Raw genomic sequence first — 26,942 nt, 5'->3', positions numbered from 1 at the left:
GATGAAGGATACTCCTTTGGCTACCATTTCTTCTATTGATAGTCTACACCCGCTGACGATTGGATTAGTCGCCGGAGAAACCTCCGGTGATATCCTTGGAGCAGGTTTAATCCGTGCATTAAAAGCCAAAATACCCAATGCCTGTTTTGTTGGTGTTGCGGGTCCTCTTATGCAGGCTGAAGGTTGTGAAGCCTGGTATGAGATGGAAGAGCTGGCGGTAATGGGGGTTGTCGAAGTTCTTGAACGTCTTCCTCGTTTGCTGAAAATCCGTAAGGATCTGACAACCCGTTTCACAGAGCTGAAACCTGATGTGTTTGTGGGCATTGATGCGCCGGATTTCAATATTACATTGGAAGGCCGGTTAAAACAGCAGGGCATCCGTACTATTCATTATGTCAGCCCGTCGGTATGGGCCTGGCGTCAAAAGCGCGTTTTCAAAATTGGTAAAGCCACAGATATGGTTCTGGCCTTCTTACCTTTTGAAAAAGCGTTTTACGATAAGTTTAATGTTCCTTGCCGGTTTATTGGGCATACAATGGCGGATGCCATGCCGTTACAGCCGGATAAAGCGGCAGCACGTGAGCTATTAGGTATCCCGCAAGAGGCCGTTTGTCTGGCTTTGTTGCCAGGGAGCCGCCATTCTGAAGTTGAGATGCTGGGTGCTGATTTTCTTAAAACTGCTCAGTTATTGCGGCAAAAAATGCCAGATTTGTATGTGTTTGTGCCGTTAGTGAATGCTAAACGGCGTGAACAATTCGAGCGAATCAAACAGGAAACTACGCCAGATCTGAATGTCCACCTTGTGGATGGCAAAGCGCGTGAAATTATGATCGCAAGTGATGCTGCACTTTTGGCATCTGGCACGGCTGCTCTGGAATGTATGCTGGCAAAATGCCCGATGGTCGTAGGTTACCGGATGAAACCCTTTACTTTCTGGCTGGCAAAACGTCTTGTAAAAACACCTTATGTTTCATTGCCGAACTTGCTATCTGCTAAAGAGCTGGTTAAAGAATTATTGCAGGAAAAGTGTCAGCCGCAGAAACTTGCAGATGAATTGTTGTCATTACTGCAAGGTAGTGAAAAAGTTGAAGCATTGAAACAGACATTTTTACATCTGCACGAAAGCATCCGCTGTAATGCTGATGAACAAGCTGCACAAGCTGTGCTGGAATTAGCAGGAAAATGATGGAATTTATATATCCTCAGGCAAATCTGATTGCCGGAGTTGATGAAGTTGGCCGAGGCCCATTAGTAGGCGCAGTTGTGACCGCGGCTGTTATTTTAGATCCATCCAAGCCGATCGCCGGGCTGGCTGATTCTAAAAAACTCAGTGAGAAACGCCGTGAAGCATTGTATCTGGAGATTACAGAAAAAGCGTTGTGTTGGAGCCTGGGGCGCGCAGAGCCAGAAGAAATTGATCAACTGAATATCTTGCACGCAACGATGCTTGCGATGCAAAGGGCTGTGGCTGGCTTGTCTATTTCGCCTGAATATGTGCTGATTGATGGTAATCGTTGCCCTAAATTGTCAATGCCTGCACAAGCGGTGATAAAAGGCGATGGGCTGGTCGCTGAAATCAGTGCGGCTTCTATCGTGGCGAAAGTGACTAGAGATCGGGAAATGGCTGAACTTGACCAATTATTTCCTGAATATGGATTTGCTAAACATAAAGGCTACCCAACGGCATTTCATTTAGAAAAGCTGGCTCTGTTGGGAGCGACAAAACATCATCGTAAAAGCTTTGCGCCGGTTAAAAGAGCAATTGGCCTGTAAGTTAACTTGTTGACTGAATACAGCTATTCTTCAAATCAATATCATCTGGACAAACACATGGCCGAACCCCGTTTTGTACACTTACGTGTCCACAGCGACTATTCAATGATTGATGGCTTAGCCAAAACCAGCCCTTTAGTGAAAAAGGTTGCTCAATTAGGTATGCCAGCTTTTGCGATCACTGATTTTACTAACCTGTGTGGGCTGGTGAGATTTTACGGCAGTGCTCATGGGGCGGGAATAAAACCGATTATTGGTGCTGATTTCTATATGGAAAGCGAGTTGCTCGGTGATGAGTACGCTAACCTGACCATTCTTGCGCGCAATAATACTGGCTATCATAACCTGACGTTACTGATATCAGAGGCTTATCAGAAGGGATATGGTACTGTTGGCCCGACAATTAAACAGGAATGGCTGATAAACCATAAAGAAGGGTTGATCCTGCTCTCTGGTGGCCGTATGGGAGATGTTGGCAAATTCCTGTTACGTGGTAATCAGGTTATGGTAGACCAATGCCTTGAGTTTTATCAGGAGCATTTCCCCGATTGTTATTATCTGGAGCTAATTCGTACTGGCCGTGCAGATGAAGAAAGTTATCTTCATGCAGCGGTTGCACTGGCGACAGAAAAGAACTTGCCTGTTGTTGCGACTAATGATGTGTGTTTCATCGACAGTGAAGATTTTGATGCTCATGAGATCCGCGTGGCGATTCATGATGGCTATACATTAGCTGATCCAAAACGCCCGAAAAATTACAGTCCTCAGCAATATCTACGTAGTGAACAGGAGATGTGTGAACTATTCGCTGATATTCCCGAAGCGCTGGAAAACAGTGTAGAAATTGCTAAGCGTTGTAATGTCACTATCCGCCTTGGTGAGTATTTCCTGCCGCAATTCCCGACGGGAGAAATGAGCACTGAAGATTATCTGGTCGATAGATCTAAACAAGGGTTAGAAGAGCGTTTGGCATTTCTCTACCCGGATCCTGAAGTACGGGCAGAAAAGCGTCCTGAATATGATGAGCGACTTGATGTTGAACTTCGGGTTATCAACCAGATGGGATTCCCCGGCTACTTCCTGATCGTGATGGAATTTATTCAGTGGTCGAAAGACAATGGTGTTCCTGTTGGTCCAGGGCGTGGATCTGGTGCCGGTTCTTTGGTGGCTTATGCTCTGAAAATAACTGATCTCGATCCTTTGGAATTTGATTTGCTGTTTGAACGGTTCCTTAATCCTGAACGTGTTTCCATGCCTGATTTTGACGTCGATTTCTGTATGGAAAAACGTGATCTGGTGATTGATCATGTGGCTGATATATATGGTCGTGATGCTGTATCTCAGATCATCACATTCGGTACGATGGCAGCGAAAGCCGTCATCCGGGATGTTGGCCGCGTGCTGGGGCATCCATACGGGTTTGTTGACAGAATTTCTAAATTGATACCGCTTGATCCCGGTATGACACTGGAAAAGGCATTTATCGCAGAGCCACAACTTCCTGAAATTTATGAAGCGGATGAGGAAGTTAAAGCGCTGATAGATATGGCGCGTAAACTGGAAGGTGTTACCCGTAACGCGGGGAAACACGCCGGAGGGGTCGTTATCGCCCCAACTAAGATCACGGATTTCGCGCCTCTCTACTGTGACCCGGAAGGTTTGAACCCGGTTACTCAGTTTGATAAAAACGATGTGGAATATGCTGGGTTGGTGAAATTCGACTTCCTCGGACTGAGGACGTTGACTATCATCAATTGGGCGTTGGAAATGATCAACGCACGCAGAGCGAAGAAAGATCTAGACCCAATTGATATCGCAGCGATTCCGCTGAACGACGCCAAGAGCTTCGATATGCTGCAACGCGCTGAAACAACAGCGGTATTCCAGCTCGAATCCCGTGGTATGAAGGATCTTATCAAACGCCTGCGTCCCGACTGTTTCGAAGATATGATTGCGCTTGTGGCACTGTTTCGCCCAGGCCCTTTGCAATCAGGCATGGTGGACAACTTCATTGACCGCAAACATGGTCGGGAAGAGATTTCATACCCAGATGTACAATGGCAGCACGAATCTTTACAACCTGTTTTGGAGCCAACCTACGGCATTATCCTTTATCAGGAACAAGTGATGCAGATTGCTCAGGTGCTGGCGGGATATACTCTCGGTGGTGCAGATATGCTCCGACGGGCAATGGGCAAGAAAAAGCCGGAGGAGATGGCGAAGCAGCGTTCCGTATTTGAGGATGGAGCCAAAAAACTCGGCATTGATGGCGAACTATCAATGAAAATCTTTGACCTGGTAGAGAAATTTGCTGGTTATGGATTTAACAAATCTCACTCCGCTGCGTATGCATTGGTCTCTTATCAGACTTTATGGTTGAAAGCACATTATCCGGCTGAATTTATGGCTGCGGTAATGACTGCTGATATGGATAATACAGAAAAAGTCGTTGGGCTGATTGATGAATGCTGGCGCATGGGGCTGAAAATATTACCACCTGATATTAATAGCGGCCTGTACCATTTCCATGTTAATGATGACGGGGAGATCGTATATGGTATCGGAGCAATTAAAGGGGTAGGTGAGGGGCCGATTGAAGCGATCATCGAAGCTCGTCAGAAAGGCGGCTATTTTAGAGAACTGTTTGATTTATGTGCTCGCGTTGACACTAAGAAATTAAATCGTCGGGTGATGGAAAAGCTGATCATGTCAGGGGCGTTTGACCGTCTGGGGCCGCACCGTGCGGCACTGATGTCCTCTCTGGAAGATGCCCTGAAAGCGGCAGATCAACACGCTAAAGCAGAAGCTATTGGTCAGACTGATATGTTTGGTGTATTAGCTGACGCGCCGGAAGAAGTTGAACGTTCTTATGCCAATATTGCTCAATGGCCGGAACAGGTTGTCCTTGATGGTGAACGGGAAACGTTGGGGCTCTATTTAACTGGGCACCCAATCACACGTTATTTAAAAGAAATTGAGCGCTATACTAATGGATTACGGTTAAAAGATGTGAATCCGACACCGCGTGGTCAAGTAACGACTGTGATAGGTTTAGTGCTGGCGTCCAAAGTGATTATAACTAAACGGGGTAACCGGATTGGTATTTGTACATTGGACGACCGTTCAGGACGTCTGGAAGTCATGCTATTTTCCGATGCCCTGGAGAAATACCGGCATTTGTTGGAACAGGACCGGATATTGATAGCTACGGGGCAGGTCAGTTTTGATGACTTCAACGGTGGTCTTAAAATGACAGCCCGTGAATTAATGGATATTAGTGAAGCGCGTGAAAAATATGCGCGTGGGCTTGCTATCTCGCTGTTAGACAGGCAAATTGATGATCAATTGTTGAATCGTCTTCGTGGTGCCTTGGAACCACATCGTTCTGGAACGATACCGGTTCATCTTTATTACCAGAGGGAAGACGCCCGCGCCCGTTTAAGATTTGGCGCGACATGGAGGGTAACGCCAACGGATAACCTTCTGACAGATTTGCGAACTCTGCTGGGTAATGAGCAGGTAGAATTAGAATTTGACTAAAATAGGAATGTTATGAGTCTGAATTTTCTTGAATTTGAACAGCCGATTGCCGAGCTGGAAGCGAAAATTGATTCGCTAACCGCAGTTAGCCGTCAAGATGAAAAATTAGATATAAATCTGGATGAAGAAGTACAACGTTTGCGGGAAAAAAGTCTGGAATTGACTCGCAAAATCTTTTCAGATTTAGGTGCTTGGCAAATTGCTCAACTTGCCCGTCATCCACGCCGTCCTTATACATTGGACTATATTCAGCATATTTTTACTGATTTTGAAGAGCTGGCGGGTGATCGCGCTTACGCTGATGACAAAGCAATTGTTGGTGGTTTAGCTCGTATTGATGGGCGTCCGGTGATGATTATTGGTCATCAAAAAGGCCGTGAAACAAAAGAAAAAATCCGCCGTAATTTTGGTATGCCAGCGCCGGAAGGCTATCGTAAGGCTCTGCGTCTGATGGAAATGGCGGAACGTTTTAAACTGCCAATTATCACTTTCATTGATACTCCTGGCGCATATCCTGGCGTTGGCGCGGAAGAGCGTGGTCAGTCTGAGGCTATTGCCCGCAATTTGCGTGAAATGTCCCGTTTGTCTGTGCCTGTTATTTGTACCGTGATTGGTGAAGGCGGTTCCGGTGGTGCGCTGGCAATCGGTGTCGGTGATAAAGTGAATATGCTGCAATACAGTACTTATTCTGTTATCTCCCCGGAAGGCTGTGCTTCAATTCTGTGGAAAAGTGCGGAAAAAGCGCCTCTGGCGGCAGAAGCAATGGGGATCATTGCTCCTCGCTTAAAAGAGCTGGAATTAATCGATACCGTGATCCCAGAGCCATTAGGTGGTGCGCATCGTAATTACGAAGCAATATCAGCATCACTAAAAGCTCAGTTATTGGCTGATCTGGCAGCTCTTGATCATTTGGCACCTGAAGAATTGGTGAACCGTCGTTATCAGCGCCTGATGCAATATGGTTATTGTTGAGATCTGAACTAATTGCTTAAGTAAAGGATGGACGTGACTGGAATTGATAAATTTCAGCCACGTCCATCCTTTACTGTTTCGAAGTAGTAGAAAATATTATCTGGGGAGCAGTGGTTCTTAGTTTAATGACGCAGATGATAATGAATTCATGATTGTTGCAAATTAAGGAACTCTTGAGTCTGTAATGACAAAAATTGATGAGCGACTATTTTTCACTTTAGCTAAACAGTTTGGTGAACATAAGAAAATCCTGGTTGGATTCAGTGGTGGTCTTGATTCTTCAGTTTTGCTGCATTTGTTAGTCGATTGGCGTAATCAGCACAATCAGGAAGTTCAGCTGAGGGCAATGCATATTCACCACGGTTTAAATCCAAAAGCAGATCAATGGGTTGAATATTGTCAACAGATCTGTGATGACTGGCAAGTGGAATTTTGTTTTGAAAGAGTAACGATAGATGCCCGTGAAAAGGGCATTGAAGCTGCTGCCCGTGATGCCAGATATCAGATGTTCGAGTGTGAATTACAAAAAGATGAAATTTTGGTAACTGCTCAACATCTTGATGATCAGGCGGAGACTTTTTTGCTGGCACTAAAGCGTGGTAGCGGTCCGGCTGGCCTTGCTTCTATGCCTCCGGTTGCCGAGTTTGCTGATACATTATTGTTTCGCCCACTGCTTGGTTATAGCCGGAGTGAGTTGGAAATATATGCCAGTGAACATCGTCTGAGTTGGATCGAAGACGACAGTAATCAGGATGATCGTTATGACAGGAATTTTCTGCGCTTACATGTTATGCCGTTACTGAATCAACGCTGGCCGCATTTCCCACAATCTGTTGCTCGTAGCGCAAGTTTATGTGGTGAGCAGGAGCAGCTTCTGGATGAGTTGTTGAATGAATCTCTGAAAGAGCTAGTAACTCAGGATGGCGCTTTAGGTATTTCACCTTTGGAAGTGTGCTCGGAAGCTAAACGAAATGCTTTGTTACGCCGTTGGTTTAGTTACCATGACATGAAAATGCCCTCACGGGAGCAGCTTCACAGGCTTTGGTATGAGGTGGCTCTTGCTCGCACTGATGCTGAGCCCCAGCTACAATTTGGTCAATATAATGTACGGCGTTATAAGCAAAAACTTTGGTTGGTTCCTCAATTGCAATCTTTGAGAGACACTATTCTTGAGTGGGATATTTGTAATCCGTTGGTATTACCGGATCGCCTGGGAGAACTGAATATTTCTGATCGTGGTATTCAAGTAAGGGCCCCGGCTAATAATGAGCGGGTGACTATCCGCTTTGGTGTTCAGGGAATGATGAGTATTGTGGGTCGTCAACACTCTCGGCACAGTAAAAAATTGTGGCAGGAGTTTGGGGTTGCTCCATGGCTTAGAGAGCGAATTCCATTGCTTTATTACAATGAACAACTAATAGCTGCATTAGGTATTTTTATCACCAAAGAAAGCGAAGCGGCAGAAGGGCAGAGAATATTGACAATTAACTGGAATAAAACGTTGTTAAAATAAAGCGTTATAAGCCGCCATAGGCGGCTCAGATTATTGACAAAGTGCTGGTTTTTTACCCGGTGCTTTGTTTTAATTAACCCGAATTCTGTTTAAGCTGTCACTGAGAAATCATCTTCCGAGTAAGAAACATTCAGTGACGGTTTCTTCAATTTGAGACAGTAAGCAATCAGGCCCTAAGACCGTTAACAGAAATCCGTTTATACTCCGGTGGTGTGAATGTTCTCTCTGAGAAATCGTTTTTAATTGTCCGTTAATCGGTTGAGTAGACCGCGGGAACTGCCCCCGCAGCCTCTCGCAGAACGGTACGTGAGCCTCTCGACTCATACCGCTCCCATCAAGCAAACGTGCCTGTCATTCCTGCCCGCCAATGGGCAAACAACCCCTGATGCTGCTTTGCAATCCTTTGAAGCCGTTTTGAAGCCTGGGTTTTATGCCTGCTCAGTGCCTTGTACTTTCGTCTGGCCCAGCGCACTAATGCTTTGTTGAGTTGCCTGAATACCTTATACAGCTCTGAACGACAAAATTGACCATAATAGCTCAACCATCCACTTATCATGGGATTTAGCCAGTTTGCCATCTGTGTTAAGTTCAGTTCTGTCCGCATTCGGATCCTCAACTTGCGAATTTTGAATCTCATGGCCTTTTGCGGTTCTTCACCCATCTTGGCCTGAATGTGTATCCAAGGAAATCGAAACTGATGTGTTCATACCTGCCCTTTCGGTCCCCATCCTTGCAGTAGGCAATCCGGGTTTTGTCCGGGTGCAGTTCCAGTCCACACTCACTGAAACGTCGCTCCAGTATTTTCCGTATTTCTCTGGCCTGAGCTTCATTCTGACAGTGAACCAGACCATCATCAGCATAACGACACCACTTCAGCCGGGGATGATGCTTTTGCATCCACTTGTCGAACACATAATGCAGGAACAGATTTGCCAGCACCGGGCTGATAACTCCTCCCTGTGGGGTGCCTTTCTCCCGGAATAACACCTCACCATGGCATTTCATCGGTGCAGTTAGCCAGCGTTCGATGTACAGACAGATCCACGGTCTGTTTGTGTGTTTCCTCACGGATTTCATGAGTAAATCATGAGGAATATTGTCAAACAAGCCCTTGATATCGAACTCCAATATCCAATCTTGCTGCCAGCATCGCTGCCTTGTTACTCTGATGGCTTCAATTGCCGATTTATTCGGTCGGTAGCCATAAGAATCCGGCAGAAAATGAGGCTCAACAAGCGGTTCGAAATGAAGCCTGACCACCATTTGCGCCACGCGATCCGCAACCGTGGGAATACCCAGCAGACGTTCACCTCCCGACTTCTTGGGAATAGCGACACCTTTCACCGGGGGCAGATAATAACTGCCCGATGATAAGCGGTTCCAGAGTTTGTACAGATTATCTTTCAGATTGGATTCAAAATCCGCGAGGGTTTGACCCTCCACGCCTGCCGCACCTTGATTGGTTTTAACCAATAACCCGGCACGATACACATCCCTTTTCTCAATGACAAACGGTTTTGCCTTAACCTCCGTATCTCCTCCTGCCTGACAGTATCTTATCCCACTCAGCAAGTAGGCGAACTTTCATGTTACAGCGCTTTTTCGTGATAAAAGTGACGCCGGTTTTGACCGGATCATCTGCGAGTTCCTGGCTTAGATAACCTTTATCACCGTAAAGAGACCCCCGTTAATTCGCGAACAGGTTCTCGATCATCCACATTACCTGCCGTCACTTTAATCGATATGATTTCACCTTGGTGATTAACAATCAAATGTAGCTTGAAACCATCCCATTGAGGTTTTTCCTCGTTGTGCCACGCCATCAAAAACTTTATGACGAGGAATACGGATGTTATGGCAAACACGTAAGCTCGTGGAATCAATAAAAGCTATTCCTGTGGGTTTCCCTTTTAATTGTGTCAGACAGCTGCACAGAGAAGCCAAAACAGAAGGCGCCACACTGACAAAATGGGAGTAACTGAGCAAGGTTGGAAAATCGTTATTTGGCATTGAGAATGATTTCTGAATGTGGGACGGACATGACAAAATGGCCAACCGTGAAACATTTTACTTCTTGGCCTACACTGTGCCCCGGCTCCAAGATCAGTGGAGGTAAAAAGCTGTCATCACATTCACGCAAAAGCAATAATCGTATTGTCGCGCACTTACGTTTAGCCGCCACGACGGTAGGACGCTCTTCTACAGCATTAGGGGCATTTTATCGTCGTTTATTGGCCCGAATTGGTAAGGCAAAAGCAGTAACGGCAACCGCCAGAAAAATCGCCGTCCTTTTTTACAATGCAATGCGTTATGGCATGCAATATCAAGATCCGGGAGAAGAGCAATATGAAAAAGCGTATCGTGACCGTGTGATAAGGAACTTAAAGCGACGGACTGAAGAATTTGGCTGGGAATTACACCCAAAATCCGAATGTGTTTCTTAGGAAAGCTACCGCTCTCTTGATGTCGGACGAACTCGAACATACTCGCTGATAGACCCGTTAAGAGAGCATGAAGCGGTGGAATGGGTCTGTGACGTGTTTGATGTTGCCGCCAGCAGTTATTACGAACACAAGCATTGCAGCAGGCTGATTAATGTTGAACGGTTAGAGCAGCGCAGTAAAATCAACGCGTTATTTAAAGCAAGCCGCCACTCAGCGGGTAGCAAAACTTGACTGGACATGATGCGTGCTCTGGGGTATCAGATGGGGCGTTTCAAGATCAGAAGCCTGATGAAAGAAGCCGGGATAGTCAGCAAGCAGCCTGGCCCACACCGTTATAAAACAGCCCGGATTGAACGGTTGGATATCCCGAATCATCTCAATAGGGAATTTGACGTTAGTGCGCCAGATAGCGTCTGGTGCGGTGATATTACCTCTATCTGGGCAGAAGGCGGCTGGCATTATCGGCAAAGCCCGATGCGGATTTAGTGGTTAAAGCACTGGACATGGCATACGAGCAACGCGGCAGACCGCAAAACGTGATGTTCCATTCAGACCAGGGTAGCCAGTATGCCAGCCGTTCATTCCGGCAAAGGCTGTGGCGTTATCGCATGACGCAAAGTATGAGCCGCCGTGGCAATTGCTGGGATAATGCCCCAATGGAAAGGCTGTTTAGAAACTTGAAATCAGAATGGGTGCCTGTAACCGGTTATATGACCAGAGCAGAAGCCCAGCGGGATATGAGTTTTTACCTGATGGATTATTACAACTGGAGCCAGCCACATCAGTTCAACGAGGATGTGCCACCGGCAAAAGCTGAGGCTCTCTCTAATTTACTGTCCGGAATTAGTTGACCACTACAGTGTCCATATAGCTATTTAGGACAAATAAACCTAACAGAAACTAATAAATACAACATCTCTGTTAGGTTAACGGTTATAATAAATAATATACTACTAACCTAAAAGAGGCGTTGCTAATACTGTAATCGGGGTATCCTGTCGTGGTGTTATTTGAGTGGTTGACGAACTAATACCTTCAACGCCAAATTCAGCCATAGAGTTAATCATTTTATGAATTTCTTGTTGTGTAGAGGTATTAATATCTTCCTTTGTTAACTTAGGATGAGATTTAAACCATACATCAACAATATCCGTTGTTTTACCATTATTCCAGGTAACTTTAGAGATTTCATTCTGTATAAATAAGATTCCAAAATGGCGCTACATCTTATACTACTCATAATTCTATGTATAACAATGGGTTGAAGAAGTCCATGTGTGGCAGAATTATGAAACGTTATTTATTACCAGATTTATCGATATAGAATTCCTCTTGGTATTTTAAATTAATCTCCTTAATTCCTACATCAGGTAAACTCATCAACTCATTTTTATCTACAATGCCATTACTGTTTTCATCCTTCCATATTTTTAATTTACTCCATTCTTTATCACACTTTGATATGATGGAATCATTATTGGAGTCCAGTTCTGATAATGCTTCAAATCCATTTTTAAAATTATTTTCTCCATTAATTTCACTATAATTTCCAAAAAGCTTTCCTCCAGACTCTATCTTTCCATCATTATTTTTATCATAAACTAAAAAACCATCGTTCTTATCAATCCAGCCAATGGAATCACTAATTCCGTCATTATTCATATCAAAATATATTTCTCCTTCTGGTATAGTTCCCACTCCATCACCATTTAAATCAATAACTAATGGTGAAAGATTAGAGTCATTATTCATATAGGTCCATTGATCACCCCACTCATCTGCAGTGTTATAATTTTTCTCTATCATTTGTGCAAGACTTCTATAATTTCCACTGGGAGTAAAATTAGGTAACAACGAATTACCCATATTAAAGCCAACATAATTAAGGCATGTTTTAACAAAAGTAATGCAATTATTAGTAAAAAGATTATAGTTCTTGGAAAATCCAGGAAACTCTCCTAAGGGTACTTTATTAATACAATCTATCAGAGCAGACATCCTTGGGTTTATCAGTTCTGTGGTATAACTTTTTACCGTACTTTTATCGTATAAAGCACTATCATTTAAACTGATATTATCATACCCTCCTACTTTTAAAGAGTCGCCAGTTGACCATCCAACATCAGTTTTTTGTCCACTTGATGTCTCTATTGTCATCCAGATATGCCCCGTGAGTGAAGTCCCCGTGGTTCCATCTGGATTATTTAGTTTTGTTCCTGGTTTCGCAACATGTACGGTGACATAATTACCATCTGTTCTGTAATAAGATGGAGTAAATTTTATTATTTTATCCATATATTTTTCCTTTATTTATATTCGTATTTTGACTCGGAATGCTTTAACCAATACAAATCACTCATTGCCTGCTTATTTCCTAAATCAGCAGATTTTTTAAGTAATCCCAATGCTTTTTCTCTGTTTTTTTCTACCCCTAATCCATATAAATATAATCTGGACAAATTGTGTAAAGATGTTTTATTATTATCTAACTTGATTGCTTCATTATAATATTGCAAGGCTTTTTGATAATCTTGTCTCACCCCCTGCCCCAGGGCACGAGCATACTTTGACTGCTATTCATCCAAAGAAAACTCTTGCCCGATAATCATCGCACCAACCCGCTTTTTTAAGCTTGTTCCTTTGGCTCGGTGCCCCGCAATCGCATTGTTTGACCAGATTCAGGACGATACGACGGAATAAGGCCAGATTCTCAACTGCACCCTCCAGAACAATTCGTGAATCATCTTCTTTAAAGACCACATCAAGAATATAGTGCTGGGTATTTTCAATCCGCCAATGCTGGCGAATATAATATCCCAGTGATTTATGCTTGGGCGAAAGGGAACTCACATAATAAGACGTGTCCACCGTTCCTTTGCCATTTTGTGTCCGGTGACGTTCTACGGCGATAATGCTACGAATGGTCGGCCATTTCTCGATTAATTCTGCCGTAAATTGGGGCCTTAACTGAAACACATAACGCTCTTCACGCCGGCCATGGGCTTCTTGCTTAACTTCCGTGATAATTTTTTCTTTACCGGCATCAAACACCGCCTGAAATTGCGATTGGACGGCTTCCCACAGATGGGGTTGATTTTTTTTCACCTGAACCACGACATGGGCTTTCTTTTCGCTGATTTTTTCCAGCGTTTGGCGCTGACAATGCAAAGCATCCAGCGTGACGATGCTGCCTTTCAGGTCAAGGATATCCAACATCTGCCGCACGATACTGATTTCCCCGTTTTTCGTGGCAGTGGCTTTCTGGCTCAGGACTAATCCTTGTTCCGTATCATATGCCGTGACCAGTTGGACGGCGTTTTGCTTTTCATTACGGTAGGCGCGTCGCAGAACTTTTCCATCGAAGGCAATGACCGGTTTCCCTGCCTGTTCACGTTGTTCATTGATCCAGTTGAGCAAAGCCTCCAACAGCGAATCAAGTTCAATAGCGCGCACAATTCTGGCAACCGTGTGTCGGCATGGTATTCCACTGAGAAAGGGGCGATATTTTTTCAGCCACGTAATTTTGGCCCGACCATAAGTTTCAATATCTTGCCAACCTTCAGCGCCAGCGAGAATGGCGCTGATGACAAGAAAAATAACATCAATCAGCTCGTATTGACGATTGATGTCAGAACGAGTTTCTTTCACAACGGTTAAATGTTCAATCAGGGTCTGGTTCGGATTCATGGGCGAGTATTAAAAAGAAAAATAAGGAGAATGAGATCATATAATTACGGTTCATTCAAGGGGGGGGGTAAAAAAGTATGCTCGCGCCCTGGGGTATCATACCCTTTAGACAATTGCATAATAAAATCATGGGTACCAGCCTGTTTACAAGCTTGAATAATCAGTTCTAAAGATGCAGATGGCTGGGTTAGCGTAATATTTTCTTTTATTGTTCGGTTAAACAGTACATTTTCTTGTTGTACGACACCAATATGACGCCGCAACCAAGTTGGCTCAGCTAATGCTAAATCCAACTCATCAAGCATGATTCTTCCTTTTTCAGAAATGTAAAAGCGTTGAATGAGCTTAGTTAAAGTACTTTTTCCCGAACCGGAACGACCAACTACACCAATAACTTCTCCGGCCTTAATATTTAGAGATAAGTTATTTATGTCCCATTTTCCATCCGCTTGGTAGCGAAAACAAACATCTTCAAATGTGACTTCACCGCGTAGTGAAGATAAATTCACACTACTTTCAGAATGCTCTATAGGAGTATTTAAATAACATTTCATAATTTTGCTACACATGGCCTTCTTCAACCCATTGTTATATATAGAATTATGAGTAGTATAAGATGTAGCGCTATTTTGGAATCTTATTTAAAATATCACCTAATCGTGCAACAGAAATCCCCGTTTGTTGAAAATCTTGCCATAATTGAGCTCAGCGAATAATAGGAGCAGTAACCTGAGAAGCTAACATATTGAAAGCAATAAGCTGCCCAACAGTTATTTCACTATTAATCACTAAATGAGCACCAAACCATAAAATTAAAATAGAAACTATTTTTTGAATTAATTGGACACCTTGTTGCCCCAATATTGCTAAACGGGTAACTTTCATGGCTGAGCCAACATATGCTGGCAATAATTCATGCCAGCGATTTATGATTTGCCGCTCAACTCCTAATGATTTTAATGTTGAAACTGTGTTTACCGTTTCAACTAAGAAAGCTTGATTATCAGCATTTCTAGAAAATTGATTATCTAATCTCCTTCTTAAAATAGGACTAATAATTACAGATAGAACAATATAGAACGGGAGAGAAATTAAAATAATTATGGTTAAAGAAGGGCAGTAATACCCAGGGCAAGAGCATGAATGTTCATTTCTTGCCCAATACCTGAAAGCCTGCAATTAAAACTTTGTCCAAATACTCACTGCTCATATTGGCCATGTTTGCTTTGCGTCGCATGCTGGCTTTTACACTGGTTTCTGCACGCAGCATATTAAGCGAGAAGTGCCGCATACCCGCTAATATCTCAGCAGCATTCCCGCGACGAATGGCACACGCATCTTCATTCATTGATACGTCAAGCACCCAATGGACGCAATTTTCGATACCCCAATGGCCCCGTACCGCCTCCCTAAAACGGTCTGATTCAAGTTCCGCAGAGCTGATATAATAATGATAATCCAGTGATTCTTTTTTTCTCGCTTTATCAAGGCGATATCGTATTGCCACACCAATGCTTTTTAAGCCTTCCCATTCCGGAAATTGCGAGGCAAGTTCGCCCGCCGGTAATACATGATATTCACGTAATTCAATTCGCCCATGCCCTTGTTCTATACAGACATTTTCTGATTGGCTGACGGCAGTGACTTGCGCTGACAGTGTTTGTTTAACTGCGCGATGTAACGTTTCCTGGTTATTTTTTACCGCCAGCAGATAATCACCCCCCTGGGCGATAATTTTTTTAGCAATTTTAGTCTGGCATCCCATCGCATCAAGGGTGACCAAACAACTTTTGATGTCCAGTAAATCAATTAACTTCGGGATCGCAGTGATTTCATTAGATTTTTTTTCAGTTTTTAACTGTCCCATGACAACGCCATTGGCCGTAGCAAATGCGCTCACCATATGGATAGCCGATAATCGTTTATGCCAATGCCCGGTTCCCCGTAATGCCTTGCCATCAATCGCGATGATTTCACCCTCGGTACGTTTGCTTACCGCCTGCGTCCAGCGAATAAAGCAGTGTTGAAACTGGACAGGGTCAAGGCGGGAAATGATACGCGCTATTGTATCATGTACAGGTAAGCCGGTTTGAAAAAATCCCTTTTCCTGAAGCCAGTTAATGCGCATATTCCCAAAGTCTTCGATATCTTCCCAACCTTCAGCGCCCGTCAAGACGGCACACATTGTCAGAAAAAGCACATCAAACAGAGGATAGCTGATTTTGGCAGACTGGCGGGGATCTTTGATTTCACCGAAATGTTGAGAAAAAGCATCAAGTTCCATTAGGGTACTCCCGAAAAAAGGAGTATAAGATCACAATTGAATTCGTGGGTCAAATGGATTAATTTTGATTAAATAACGTTCGTGATCTCACCCTGCAGTAATACCACATCACGATAATAAATAGAAAAGAAAATATACAATCTAAAAGAGATGTGAACGCCTGCCCAGTTAAAAATTGGCGAATATTTTCTTGTTCTTTTATCCTAGCTATTATATCTCCTACTCGTCTGACTTCAAAATAGCGAATAGGAAGGTTTATTATATGACTCAACAACTTTGAGCCTAATTCAATGTCTATTTTATTCGTCGTATGTGAAAAAAGATAAGTTCTTAATCCAGTTAAAATGACATCAAAGAGAACAACAACGATAAAAGCAATAATATCTAAAGTATTATAGTATTATAACTTTGATGAACAAGAACTTTATCCATCACCACCTGGAAAAAAAGAGGTGTTACTAATGAAAAGACCTGAAGAAAAATGGATAATACTAAAATTTCGATGAATATATGGCGATACTTGACAATAGAAGGAATAAACCAAGTAAAATCAAAACGTTGCAATTTATCAGAGACTGATTTCTTTGAAGAAACGAGAATCAGTTGACCAGAATAAATAGCATCGAACTCATTTTCGTTAATAATACGATTGTTTTTTTCTTTTATATCATAGATAAGATATTTATTGTCTTCTACTTTCAGTAAAATAAACGACGATTCTTCTTCACCTAAGACTAGAGATGGTAAAGGAATAAATTTAAGTCTATCAATTGGTTTCTTAACTAATTTAGCACGGAGTGAATGTTCTTTAGCTGCCAATAACCACTGAGTGACACCAAAGTATCCATTTTTATCAGAAAATTGATGTTTTATTGCGGAGCTATCCAAATTAATACCATGATACCCTGCAATCAAAACTAGCCCTGTTACCAACGATTGAGACAATCTGACCCTCATCCTGAATAATTAATTCTAATTCTCATAATTATATATAAGATAATCTTCATAATCAATGGAAAGTTATTAATTCATCAAATTTTATTACCATTTAGATCGGTATCTGAGTCAGGGCTAACGCATCAAAACTCATTATATAAACAAACCCAAGGATTCGAATAAATAATCATCATTTAAACAAAAGAGCCTGCGTTTATTTTCCATACTTAAATTGCGGGATTCATTCTGTTTCAGCATGTTCAAAATCCATTTTCTTAGTACAGCTAAATTTTCACCGGCAAATCCCATCCGGGCCTGGAGTTTATCTTCTCGAAACGTAACATCAAGTAACCAGTGTAAATGATTCTCGAGATCGTGTCGCTTGCAAGGCTTTCTCCGCATTCATTGGTTGGCTACTGATATAGAATCGGACAAAATCATGCCCACGTCTTTTTTCTGTCCGTTCAGATTGGACTGCTATTATCGTCTTTGCTTTCCATTTCTGACAAATGGGCATCTGCTCACCAACAGGGAATTGCCAGTATCGGCGATGTTTCCGGCGGCCATGCTGATTATTAAATTGTTCGCAGAAAGATGGTCCGGCAATATCTTTTGGCGTACTCGCCCAAAAAGCGTGAAATTGCGCGCTGACTTCAGCAGCCAGTGTCGGCTGATTATCTTTTACTGACAGCAAATAATCCGCGGATTTTTTCAGGATAATATCGGCGATTTTTGTTTGCGTTCCCACAGCATCAATGCTCACAAAACATCCTTCCAGCACCAATAATTGGAGAGGTTCAGGAATGCAGGTTATTGACAAAACGCTGGTTTTTTATCCGGTACTTTGTTTTAATTAAGTTCCGTTCATTCAACGGAGCTTGCCACCATATTAAGAACATCCCCTCTCTAGACTTTCCCGCCAGAAACGTTCTCTCTTGACGAGCTGGTCCCTAAAAATCATTTGGTCCATCAAGTCGATGCCGCCATTGATTTCGAATTTATCCGCGAATTAGTCGCCCCGTTGTATTGCCACAATAATGGCCGTCCTGCTATCGATCCGGTCATGCTGATTAAAATGATGTTACTCGGCTACTTGTTTGGCGTCCCCAGTGAACGCCGTCTGGTTCAGGAAATTCAGGTTAATGTGGCTTACCGCTGGTTTCTGCGCCTCGGACTGACAGAGAAGGTCCCTGATGCCTCAACCCTGAGTCAGAACCGCCGCCGCCGTTTCAATCATACCGCGGTCTTCCAGCAGATTTTTGACCACATTGTTGAACAGGCGATGGTCAAAGGATTCGTGGGCGGACACGTACTCTATACCGACAGCACCCACCTGAAAGCCAGCGCCAATCCGCATAAATCGGAGAATGTCATGCGGCCGGTTTCCCCCGGCGCCTATTGTGATGCACTGGATAAAGCCGTCACTGAAGACCGGGCGGCGGCCGGAAAAAAAGCCTGAAGCCAGCCCTAAAGGAACGGCAGAGAAAGACGAAGGTCATACCACCGACCCGGAAAGCGGGTTTATGCACCGCCTGCACTCACGCGAAAGGCGGAAAAATGATAACCCGCCATATCTGGGAGGTCAGTAAAGAGCAGGCCAGAGAAAACCGATTACCCCCGTGGGGAAAAAAGCGCTACAAACGACGAAAGGAGACGATAGAACGCAGTTTTGCGGATGCGAAGCAGCATCATGGTCACCGTTATGCCCGTTTCCGTGGGTTGCTGAAAAGTTCAGATACAACGTCTACTGGCGGCAACAGCCCAAAATATCAAGAAGATAGCATTGCTGGTCGCGATGCTTTGTTGTTTTTATCTCTGGAGAGCGGGCATTTCATTGCAGGAGAAGCGAAAATAACGCCTTGTCGGGCGATTAAACCAGCTTAGTGAGGAAAATGGATGGCATTATGATTCATAATGAAAGGAACAAACCCCGTTATTTTCAACGAGGTTTGTCAGCGGTCTGGCCGCCAGAGGCGGCTGTTTCTTGTTTCTTATCAGGATTCGGAATGTTCAACAATAACAGTACCGATTTCAGGGTGACTGAAACTGGCGATATGATCCAACCGCAGTTCTCGGGGATTATCTGCTGCTTCGATTATCAGGTATTCAACTTTCTTTCTCAAAATCAAATCACAGGCTTTCCCTTCAATAACTTCACCACCTCGTAATTTTATGTGTAGATGGAGCTGATGTTGGCAAGCCAATTCAAGGTTGTCATAGTCGTCACAGTTAATTGGTTGATATTCAATATTTATAGACATATTTGCTCACCACTATGGTTAGTGGCGGTTATTGCCGCCTGTGGTTGTTAAAAATTGTAACTCAAAAGCACTATTAATGACTATAGCACAGGAAATCAATCGTGATTAATGAATAACTTTGGCTGTTCTCTCTGAACGGTAAATAAATAAAAGTCTTATTTCACAGTAAGTTCCTGACAAAAGTATTAAAATCGGCTCATATCATTTCGCTACTATTGGGTAACATCCTTAAAAAGGACGGTATTTGCGCTATTAAGCTGCAATAATCTTATATTCTTTGTGTTACTAATTAAGATGAGTCACAGAGCTCATTATACTGTTTGGAGATAAATGTGAATAAAAAACTTTTAACAGCGTTAGTTGCTGTGGGCGTATCTGCTTTGGTGGGATGTCAAGGTAACTTGGTACAGCAAACGAGTTCACAGCCAATGGATCAGACTTTTCATGGTGTTCTTCCTTGTGCTGATTGTTCTGGTATTGATACCACACTGTTATTGGATGATGATGGTACTTATATTCTGGAACAAACTTATCTTGGTTCTCGTGATGGTGATCAGTCATTCTTTGAATCCGGTCAATGGGCGAAAGATGGAGAAAAAATCCGTCTGGCAAAATCAGATGACCAGAAATATTACTATTTGCCGAAAGATGGAAATCTGGTAATGCTGGATATGGAAGGCAACACAATTGAATCGTCATTCAACTATGAGCTGAAACGGGTAAAACCAGAAAAACTGGCGGGTGAATACAGTTACATAGCTGATGCCGCTTCATTCACCGATTGTAGTACAGGTAAGCGTTATGACGTGCCGGAAAGTTTGGATTTGGAGCAAGGCTATCATCAAGCTGGCGTAGAAGGTGGAACGCCGGTTTATGTTGAAGTTGAAGGCTATTATAGCGTGAGCCCTTCAATGGAGGATGGGCTATTTAATTCTGCCTTGGTTCAGACAGGTAAAATTCATTTCGATAAATCGAAATCTTGTAATATGAAGAAATAATTCTAGCTTCAGTATGAATGGTGATAATGGGCCAGAAGAGTAAAACGAGTTCACTGACTGCGTCTTTGTGGTCTGACCATTATCACCATACCGCTCAATGAGTTATTGTAATAACCCTAATTAACAACCAAGTTGTTGCTTCAGATAATCAGCAACATCGTCTAGCTTCAGTATCTGTTTTTCATCATTGCGACGATATTTATATTCTACTTCGCCATTATCAAGATTGCGGTCACCGATAACGATAGTGTGTGGCACGCCAATAAGCTCCATATCAGCAAACATCACGCCTGGGCGTTCTTTACGATCATCGAAAATAACATCAATACCGCTGGTGCGCAGATCGGCATACAGTTTCTCTGCAACTTCCTTAACACGATATGACTTATGCATATTCATTGGCAGAATAGCGACCTGGAATGGTGCAATTGCATCAGGCCAGATGATACCGCGGTCATCGTGATTTTGTTCAATCGCTGCGGCGACAATACGGGTAACGCCAATACCATAACAACCCATAGTGACAATCTGATTGTGGCCGTCTTCGCCTTGAACGGTTGCTTTCATTGCATCAGAATACTTGGTGCCAAGTTGGAAGATATGACCAACTTCAATGCCACGTTTGATGAGCAGCGATCCTTTGCCATCTGGGCTGGCATCACCTTCAACAACATTACGGATATCAGCGACTGCTGGTATTGGTAAATCACGTTCCCAGTTGATACCGAAATAGTGTTTGTCATCAATGTTGGCACCTGCGCCAAAGTCATTCATCACCGCCACACTGCGGTCAATAATAACAGGTATTGGCAGATTGACAGGTCCCAGTGAGCCTGGGCCGGCACCTACAATTGCACGAATCTCTTCTTCGGTAGCAAAAGTCAGAGGGCTGGCAACCAAAGATAATTTCTCTGCTTTGATTTCATTAAGTTCATGGTCGCCGCGGACCAATAAGGCGATCAATTTATGGCCCGTATTTTCTGCTGCATGAACCATCAGAGTCTTAACCGTTTTTTCAACTGGCAGATTGAATTGTTCAACCAGTTCAGCAATTGTTTTTGCATTTGGGGTGTCTACCAGATGCATCTCTTCTGTTGGTGTTGCACGATCATAAGCAGGAGCGACGGCTTCGGCCAATTCAATATTAGCTGCATAATTGGATTCAGTGGAGAAAACGATATCATCTTCTCCACTGGCAGCCAGAACCTGAAATTCATGAGAAGCACTACCGCCGATAGAACCGGTGTCTGCCAGAACAGCACGGAAATCCAAACCAATACGGGTAAAGATTTTGCTGTAGGCTTTGTACATATTGTCGTAAGTTTCTTGTAGTGACTCTTGGGTAGCGTGGAAAGAGTAAGCATCTTTCATTAAGAATTCCCGGGAGCGCATTACACCAAAGCGAGGGCGAACTTCGTCCCGGAATTTAGTCTGGATCTGGAATAAAGTCAGCGGTAACTGTTTGTATGAGCTGACTTCATTACGGATCAGATCAGTAACGACTTCCTCGTGAGTTGGACCCAGCACAAAAGGGCGATCCCCCCGGTCAGCAAAACGCAGTAATTCTGGGCCGTACTGTTCCCAGCGACCACTTTCCTGCCATAAATCTGCCGGCTGTACGACGGGCATAGATATTTCAATTGCTCCGGCATTGTTCATCTCTTCACGAACAATTTTCTCAACTTTTTTTAGTACGCGGACACCTGTAGGCATCCAATTATACAGACCTGAAGCGAGCTTACGGATCATGCCCGCACGAAGCATCAGTTTATGACTGACAACCTCTGCATCGGCAGGAGTCTCTTTTAATGTAGAGAGCAGATATTGGCTAGTGCGCATTGTTAGGGTTCCATTAGAGCAGCAAATTGCTTCTGACTGGCAGAAATTTGCCAGCTAATAAAAAACGAAAATAAGTCTTTAGTCTACCAGCGAGTTTAAGATGTCAAAAGGGCATATACTGATTTTTAAAGGGGTTCAATGGAAAACACTTTAGTCAGTGTGCCACAGATTCTCCAGCGTACATTAAAATTCAGTAAATGAACGGCATATTCTCGATTTTCCTGTTCTCCTCTCCGATAAGCAGGACGAGGGTCTTGAGCCAAGACCTGACTGATAAAACGGCGTAAATCCGGGTAAGTGCCCTGAACTGAGATGAGCTGTTGTTCGGCGGCAGGTAAAAATATCACTTCCATACCGGCGGAAGGTGCTTCTTGAGCAAAACCTGCTACAGCGTGTGGCTGACATTCAGCGAAAGGCAGATAAGGCTTGATATCAATAACCGGTGTGCCATCAACTAAATCCAGGCTGCCCAATTCCAGAGTAACACTGCTTTTTCTGTATTCAATTCCTTTAAGTTCAATCAGAGACATACCAATTGGATTCGGTCTGAAAGTTGAACGGGTTGCGAATACGCCCATTTTTGCATTGCCGCCTAAACGGGGAGGACGCACCATTGGTTTCCAGCCGCCATCCATTGTTTGGTGGAAAATAAAAATAACCCACAGATGACTAAATTGTTCCAAACCACGAACTGCATCTGGTTGATTATAGGGTGGAAGAAGTACCAATTGCCCTCCGCCATCTTCAATAAGACCTGGTTGGCGTGGAACGGCAAATTTTTCTTTATAAGGGGAGTGGATAACCCCTATTTGTGTGAAATTAAAATCGGTCATTGAGTAATAAGCAGAGCTGAACCTTCACATATTGCTATCTGGTAGCATCCTTGACCTGATAACATCTCGCACTGATGTAATAAAACTGCGTTAGCATTCAAATGAGCGGCCTTCGTTATCATCTGGTTACGTGCTACGGCGATATTAGCTGGTGGATCCTGTAAAGAACCACGGCATGATTGACCAGAAACAATTCCTAAATCTTTAAATGCGGCATTTATTAACTCTTCACTCTTGGTATACAACTTTACGGATGAAGAAAGATTCTTTTTTTCTTCGGTTAATGCTTGTTTGTGCCTCATATCCGATAACTGAGAAGAGTCAGTAAATGCTGTTTGTTGCATTGAACATCCTGTTATGAATAGAGCTAACAAAGAGATAAACAGCTTACGCATTAATAGATCCTCGAATTTTTACTGTCAGAGTTAAGAGAATAGAATCAGGTTAACAAAAAAATATCGAAAACATGATGCCATAACAAATCAGGCGGACAACCTGTCCGCCTGATTTGTCTAATATCGATGAGTGTAATATGAAAGATTACCAGCCTTTCACCGCACCACCGTTAAAAATTTTATTGGCAGCTTCATCAACTTCATCGGATTGATATGCTTTAACGAATTTCTTAACGTTTTCAGCGTCCTTATTATCTTCACGGCTAACCAGCAGGTTTACATATGGAGAATCTTTATTTTCGACAAATAAACCGTCTTTTGCCGGAGTCAGGCCGATTTGGCTGGCATATGTCGTATTAATGATTGCCAGAGCAATTTTTTGATCGTCCAATGAACGTGGTAATTGTGGTGCTTCCAGCTCAACCAATTTTAGATTTTTAGGATTTTCAGCAATGTCCAGTGTTGTTGGTAATAATCCTATGTTATCTTTCAGTTTGATTAAGTTTTGTTTCTGTAACAGTAATAAAGAACGGCCTAAGTTCGTTGGATCATTTGGTAACGCAATTTGAGAACCATCCTGTAATTCATCCAGGGATTTAATTTTCTTGGAATAACCCGCAATTGGATAAATAAAAGAGTTGCCAACAGTGACCAATTTGTAACCACGATCTTTGATTTGTTGATCCATGTAAGGTTTGTGCTGGTATGCATTCAGATCAATATCACCTTTACTCAGAGCCTCGTTTGGCAATACAAAATCATTAAAAGTGACCAGTTCTACATCAAGACCATATTGATCTTTGGCTACTTTTTTCGCAATTTCAGCAACTTCTTGTTCTGCACCAACGATAACGCCTACTTTAATATGGTTTGGATCTTGTTTTTCCTGCCCGCAACCAGCCAGAATTAATGAACCTAAAAGAGCACTGATAGTTGCGATGGTTCTTAATTTAACAGACATACTTTACCCCTATTGAATACTGATTTATTAGCACCGATATCGGTGCTGTTTTAAAATAATTTTATTATTTGCGTGTTGTGGCTTTAACTAAACGGTCACCACTTAATTGAATTAAGTAAACTAAAATAACCAGTAACACTAATACGGTGTTCATTACTGTTGCATTATAGCCGATATAACCATATTGGTAGCCAATCTGGCCTAATCCACCCGCACCTACAGCACCTCCCATTGCGGAATAACCTACTAACGTAATCAGGGTAATTGTAGCTGCATTAAGCAAACCTGGTAACGCTTCAGGTAACAGAATTTTCTTCACAATCTGGAACGGAGTCGCTCCCATTGCGCGAGCTGCTTCAATTAATCCTGATGGAATTTCCAGTAAAGCATTTTCCACCATACGGGCGATAAATGGTGCGGCACCTATGGTTAATGGAACAATGGCGGCCTGTAAACCGATAGATGTTCCAACAATTAATCTGGTAAAAGGAATCATCCATACCAGTAAAATAATAAATGGGATAGAACGGAAAACATTCACTATCGCTGAAAGAAAACGATAGAGTTTACTGTTTTCCATAATCTGACCAGGGCGGGTGACATATAACAAGACACCTATCGGCAGCCCAATAATAAAGCCAAAGAAACCAGAAACAAAAGTCATTACCAGAGTTTCCCAGACGCCTTTAGCTAGCAATAAGATCATTCCTTCAGACATAACCGAGAACCTCTACTTTCACATGATGGTCTTGTAAAAATTTAATTGTTGACTCAACACCGCCATTTTCACCGTGTAATTCCGCTAACATCACACCAAATTTTACTCCACCGGCATAATCAATTTGGGAACTTAATATATTCATATCAATATCAAAACGACGTACTGCCATCGAAATCAGAGGTGCGTCTACAGACTGACCGGTGAACTCCAGTTTCAATAATGGGCTAAGATCTGGGGCTGGGGTGCTTTGCATTTTTTGCACATAATCTTCAGGGATATCCAAATGCAAAGTTGACTGGATAAATGCCTGAGCGATAGGTGTTTTGGGATGAGAAAACACTTCACTGACAATATCCTGTTCAATCAACTGCCCACCGCTGATAACTGCAACCTGGTCACATATACGTTTGACGACATCCATTTCATGTGTAATTAACAAAATAGTCAGACCCAGACGGCGATTAATATCTTTCAATAATTCCAGAATAGACCGGGTTGTTGCTGGATCCAGAGCACTGGTTGCTTCATCACATAAAAGTACTTTAGGTGAATTAGCTAAGGCACGGGCAATAGCAACACGTTGTTTCTGTCCACCAGAGAGATTTGCCGGGTAAGCATCGTGTTTATCTGCAAGGCCAACAAGTTCTAATAACTCATCTACCCGTTTTTTTATTTCCGTCTTTGGAACATTATCTAATTCTAAAGGTAAGGATATGTTGCCAAAAACTGTTCTCGAAGATAGCAAATTAAAGTGTTGGAAAATCATGCCAATACGGCGACGCGCATGGGTCAAATCACTATCAGATAGGATAGTCAAATCCTGGCCATCAACCAGTATTTGCCCGGAAGTTGGACGCTCAAGCATATTCACACAGCGAATCAACGTACTTTTGCCCGCACCGGATGAACCGATGACACCGTAAATTTGTCCTTGCGGAACATGCAGACTGATATCTGAAAGTGCGTTGATAGAGCGGGCACCCTGCTGGAATATTTTATTGATATGAAATAGTTTTATCATTTTTATTCTTATAAAAATTCGAAAATTGGTAGTTTGAACATTTTGAGAAAACAAACTACTAAGTTAAATCGGATGTTAAGGTGTCTAGACGTCCAAGTCAACTGGGAATAAATTAATTGCTGCATTCTCATTCATGGCTAAATCATGCGATACTGAGAACTTCTTACATTGCTTGGAGCAATCGGGTGACACAAGGTATTCCTGCCGTATTTTTAGATCGTGACGGAACAATAAATATCGATCATGGTTATGTACACGAAGTAGATGATTTTCAATTTATCGATGGTGCCATTGAAACCATGATTGAATTGAAAAAAATGGGGTATGCACTGGTATTAGTCACAAACCAGTCAGGTATTGCCCGCGGCATTTTCAATGAAGAACAATTCTTGCAATTGACAGAATGGATGGATTGGTCACTGGCAGATCGCGGTGTAGATTTGGATGGCATTTATTATTGTCCCCATCATCCAGATGCGACTGAAGAACAATATAAGAAGAGTTGTGATTGTCGTAAACCACAACCAGGTATGCTGCTGGATGCACAGAAGGAGCTTGGCATTGATATGGCTGCTTCTTATATGGTTGGTGACAAACTGGAAGATATGCAAGCGGCGGTGATGGCGAAAGTTGGTACTAGGGTATTAGTTCGTACAGGCAAACCAATTACAAATGAAGCAGAACAAGCGGCTGATTTGATAATAAATAGCCTTGCAGACTTGCCTAAAGCGATTAAAAGCATCAGGAAGTAGGCTTTTTTGTTC

General features: G+C 42.9%; 24 protein-coding genes and 6 pseudogenes. 10 read left to right on the top strand and 20 right to left on the bottom strand.

Annotated elements, in window-relative coordinates:
* The first annotated feature begins 1 nt into the window (after window position 1).
* From lpxB to tilS, 5 genes are all read left to right on the top strand, one after another.
* Complete coding sequence (gene lpxB / locus VY86_RS04365; protein WP_046974071.1) at window positions 2-1,186, top strand: lipid-A-disaccharide synthase; 1,185 nt, start codon at window positions 2-4, stop codon at window positions 1,184-1,186.
* The gene (rnhB, locus tag VY86_RS04360) at window positions 1,186-1,773 is read left to right on the top strand and encodes a ribonuclease HII (protein ID WP_046974070.1); all 588 of its coding nucleotides are present in this window, start codon (window positions 1,186-1,188) and stop codon (window positions 1,771-1,773) included. Before lpxB ends, rnhB begins: the two co-directional genes overlap by 1 nt.
* A gap of 57 nt (window positions 1,774-1,830) precedes the next feature.
* Window positions 1,831-5,313, top strand: coding sequence for a DNA polymerase III subunit alpha (dnaE, locus tag VY86_RS04355; protein ID WP_046974069.1), 3,483 nt, complete (start codon window positions 1,831-1,833; stop codon window positions 5,311-5,313).
* A 12-nt stretch (window positions 5,314-5,325) separates the two neighbouring features.
* Entirely contained in the window at window positions 5,326-6,285 is a 960-nt protein-coding gene (accA, locus tag VY86_RS04350) for an acetyl-CoA carboxylase carboxyl transferase subunit alpha (protein ID WP_046974068.1), read from the top strand.
* A gap of 184 nt (window positions 6,286-6,469) precedes the next feature.
* Window positions 6,470-7,798 (top strand): tRNA lysidine(34) synthetase TilS, encoded by a 1,329-nt coding sequence (gene tilS / locus VY86_RS04345; RefSeq protein WP_046974067.1) that lies wholly within the window; start codon window positions 6,470-6,472, stop codon window positions 7,796-7,798.
* A gap of 89 nt (window positions 7,799-7,887) precedes the next feature.
* Here tilS and VY86_RS24500 read toward each other — a convergent pair.
* The 4 genes and pseudogenes from VY86_RS24500 to VY86_RS23970 form a co-directional block, all read right to left on the bottom strand.
* Window positions 7,888-8,059 (bottom strand): annotated as a pseudogene (locus VY86_RS24500) (IS982 family transposase); the annotation flags it as partial.
* 73 nt (window positions 8,060-8,132) lie between these two features.
* Window positions 8,133-8,402 carry a group II intron maturase-specific domain-containing protein gene (locus VY86_RS25645; protein ID WP_228940717.1) on the bottom strand — a complete coding sequence of 90 codons (270 nt, stop codon included), beginning with the start codon at window positions 8,400-8,402 and terminating at the stop codon, window positions 8,133-8,135.
* Window positions 8,403-8,431: 29 nt separating this feature from the next.
* On the bottom strand, window positions 8,432-9,241 hold the full coding sequence (gene ltrA, locus VY86_RS04340; RefSeq protein WP_238591664.1) for a group II intron reverse transcriptase/maturase: 810 nt from the start codon (window positions 9,239-9,241) through the stop codon (window positions 8,432-8,434).
* Between the two features lie 94 nt (window positions 9,242-9,335).
* Window positions 9,336-9,799: pseudogene (locus VY86_RS23970) on the bottom strand (IS982 family transposase); the annotation flags it as partial.
* Window positions 9,800-9,837: 38 nt separating this feature from the next.
* Between VY86_RS23970 and VY86_RS04330 the strand changes: the two are divergent.
* Together VY86_RS04330 and VY86_RS25640 are read left to right on the top strand one after the other, a co-directional pair.
* On the top strand, window positions 9,838-10,242 hold the full coding sequence (locus VY86_RS04330) for a hypothetical protein (RefSeq protein WP_228940596.1): 405 nt from the start codon (window positions 9,838-9,840) through the stop codon (window positions 10,240-10,242).
* Window positions 10,243-11,093 (top strand): annotated as a pseudogene (locus tag VY86_RS25640) (DDE-type integrase/transposase/recombinase); the annotation flags it as partial.
* A gap of 445 nt (window positions 11,094-11,538) precedes the next feature.
* Here VY86_RS25640 and VY86_RS04320 read toward each other — a convergent pair.
* The 9 genes and pseudogenes from VY86_RS04320 to VY86_RS04285 all read right to left on the bottom strand — a co-directional run.
* Entirely contained in the window at window positions 11,539-12,537 is a 999-nt protein-coding gene (locus tag VY86_RS04320; RefSeq protein ID WP_052760775.1) for an SPM autocatalytic domain-containing protein, read from the bottom strand.
* Between the two features lie 11 nt (window positions 12,538-12,548).
* Entirely contained in the window at window positions 12,549-12,782 is a 234-nt protein-coding gene (locus VY86_RS04315; protein WP_046974066.1) for an SEL1-like repeat protein, read from the bottom strand.
* A 37-nt stretch (window positions 12,783-12,819) separates the two neighbouring features.
* A complete protein-coding gene (locus tag VY86_RS04310) occupies window positions 12,820-13,929 on the bottom strand; it encodes an ISAs1 family transposase (protein ID WP_046974065.1) in 1,110 nt (369 codons plus the stop codon).
* A gap of 44 nt (window positions 13,930-13,973) precedes the next feature.
* Complete coding sequence (locus VY86_RS04305; RefSeq protein ID WP_082111175.1) at window positions 13,974-14,498, bottom strand: ATP-binding cassette domain-containing protein; 525 nt, start codon at window positions 14,496-14,498, stop codon at window positions 13,974-13,976.
* 73 nt (window positions 14,499-14,571) lie between these two features.
* Window positions 14,572-15,054: pseudogene (locus tag VY86_RS23010) on the bottom strand (ABC transporter transmembrane domain-containing protein); the annotation flags it as partial.
* Window positions 15,055-15,076: 22 nt separating this feature from the next.
* Entirely contained in the window at window positions 15,077-16,213 is a 1,137-nt protein-coding gene (locus VY86_RS04295) for an ISAs1 family transposase (RefSeq protein ID WP_046973608.1), read from the bottom strand.
* Window positions 16,214-16,271: 58 nt separating this feature from the next.
* The gene (locus VY86_RS26410; protein WP_420800622.1) at window positions 16,272-16,559 is read right to left on the bottom strand and encodes an ABC transporter transmembrane domain-containing protein; all 288 of its coding nucleotides are present in this window, start codon (window positions 16,557-16,559) and stop codon (window positions 16,272-16,274) included.
* 38 nt (window positions 16,560-16,597) lie between these two features.
* Entirely contained in the window at window positions 16,598-17,158 is a 561-nt protein-coding gene (locus VY86_RS04290; protein ID WP_052760774.1) for a cysteine peptidase family C39 domain-containing protein, read from the bottom strand.
* A 144-nt stretch (window positions 17,159-17,302) separates the two neighbouring features.
* Window positions 17,303-17,963 (bottom strand): annotated as a pseudogene (locus VY86_RS04285) (ISAs1 family transposase); the annotation flags it as partial.
* Between the two features lie 129 nt (window positions 17,964-18,092).
* Here VY86_RS04285 and VY86_RS23000 point away from each other — a divergent pair.
* Window positions 18,093-19,004 (top strand): annotated as a pseudogene (locus tag VY86_RS23000) (transposase).
* Window positions 19,005-19,143: 139 nt separating this feature from the next.
* On the opposite strand, the gene rof reads toward VY86_RS23000, so the two are convergent.
* Window positions 19,144-19,410, bottom strand: coding sequence for a Rho-binding antiterminator (gene rof, locus VY86_RS04275; protein WP_046974061.1), 267 nt, complete (start codon window positions 19,408-19,410; stop codon window positions 19,144-19,146).
* Between the two features lie 332 nt (window positions 19,411-19,742).
* Here rof and nlpE point away from each other — a divergent pair, with 332 nt between their 5' ends.
* On the top strand, window positions 19,743-20,408 hold the full coding sequence (gene nlpE, locus VY86_RS04270) for an envelope stress response activation lipoprotein NlpE (protein ID WP_046974060.1): 666 nt from the start codon (window positions 19,743-19,745) through the stop codon (window positions 20,406-20,408).
* 120 nt (window positions 20,409-20,528) lie between these two features.
* Here nlpE and proS read toward each other — a convergent pair whose 3' ends face one another.
* The 6 genes from proS to metN all read right to left on the bottom strand — a co-directional run bounded on the left by proS (window position 20,529) and on the right by metN (window position 26,178).
* Entirely contained in the window at window positions 20,529-22,247 is a 1,719-nt protein-coding gene (gene proS / locus VY86_RS04265) for a proline--tRNA ligase (RefSeq protein ID WP_046974059.1), read from the bottom strand.
* 125 nt (window positions 22,248-22,372) lie between these two features.
* Window positions 22,373-23,080 (bottom strand): tRNA (N6-threonylcarbamoyladenosine(37)-N6)-methyltransferase TrmO, encoded by a 708-nt coding sequence (tsaA, locus tag VY86_RS04260; RefSeq protein WP_046974058.1) that lies wholly within the window; start codon window positions 23,078-23,080, stop codon window positions 22,373-22,375.
* Entirely contained in the window at window positions 23,077-23,424 is a 348-nt protein-coding gene (gene rcsF, locus VY86_RS04255) for an Rcs stress response system protein RcsF (RefSeq protein WP_324251565.1), read from the bottom strand. The genes tsaA and rcsF overlap by 4 nt, the downstream gene beginning before the upstream one ends.
* Window positions 23,425-23,620: 196 nt before the next feature.
* Complete coding sequence (locus VY86_RS04250) at window positions 23,621-24,436, bottom strand: MetQ/NlpA family lipoprotein (RefSeq protein WP_046974056.1); 816 nt, start codon at window positions 24,434-24,436, stop codon at window positions 23,621-23,623.
* A 64-nt stretch (window positions 24,437-24,500) separates the two neighbouring features.
* Window positions 24,501-25,154, bottom strand: coding sequence for a methionine ABC transporter permease MetI (locus VY86_RS04245; RefSeq protein ID WP_036838473.1), 654 nt, complete (start codon window positions 25,152-25,154; stop codon window positions 24,501-24,503).
* Window positions 25,147-26,178, bottom strand: a complete 1,032-nt coding sequence (gene metN / locus VY86_RS04240; protein WP_046974055.1) for a methionine ABC transporter ATP-binding protein MetN — start codon at window positions 26,176-26,178, stop codon at window positions 25,147-25,149. Before metN ends, VY86_RS04245 begins: the two co-directional genes overlap by 8 nt.
* Before the next feature lie 185 nt (window positions 26,179-26,363).
* Between metN and gmhB the strand changes: the two genes are divergently transcribed.
* Window positions 26,364-26,930 carry a D-glycero-beta-D-manno-heptose 1,7-bisphosphate 7-phosphatase gene (gene gmhB, locus VY86_RS04235; RefSeq protein WP_046974054.1) on the top strand — a complete coding sequence of 189 codons (567 nt, stop codon included), beginning with the start codon at window positions 26,364-26,366 and terminating at the stop codon, window positions 26,928-26,930.
* The last annotated feature ends 12 nt before the right edge of the window (window positions 26,931-26,942 follow it).

The organism is Photorhabdus thracensis (assembly GCF_001010285.1).
Taxonomy (GTDB): Bacteria; Pseudomonadota; Gammaproteobacteria; order Enterobacterales; family Enterobacteriaceae; genus Photorhabdus; species Photorhabdus temperata.
The sequence above is the reverse complement of the archived record's forward strand: the minus strand, read 5'-3'. Positions and strand labels throughout refer to the sequence as shown.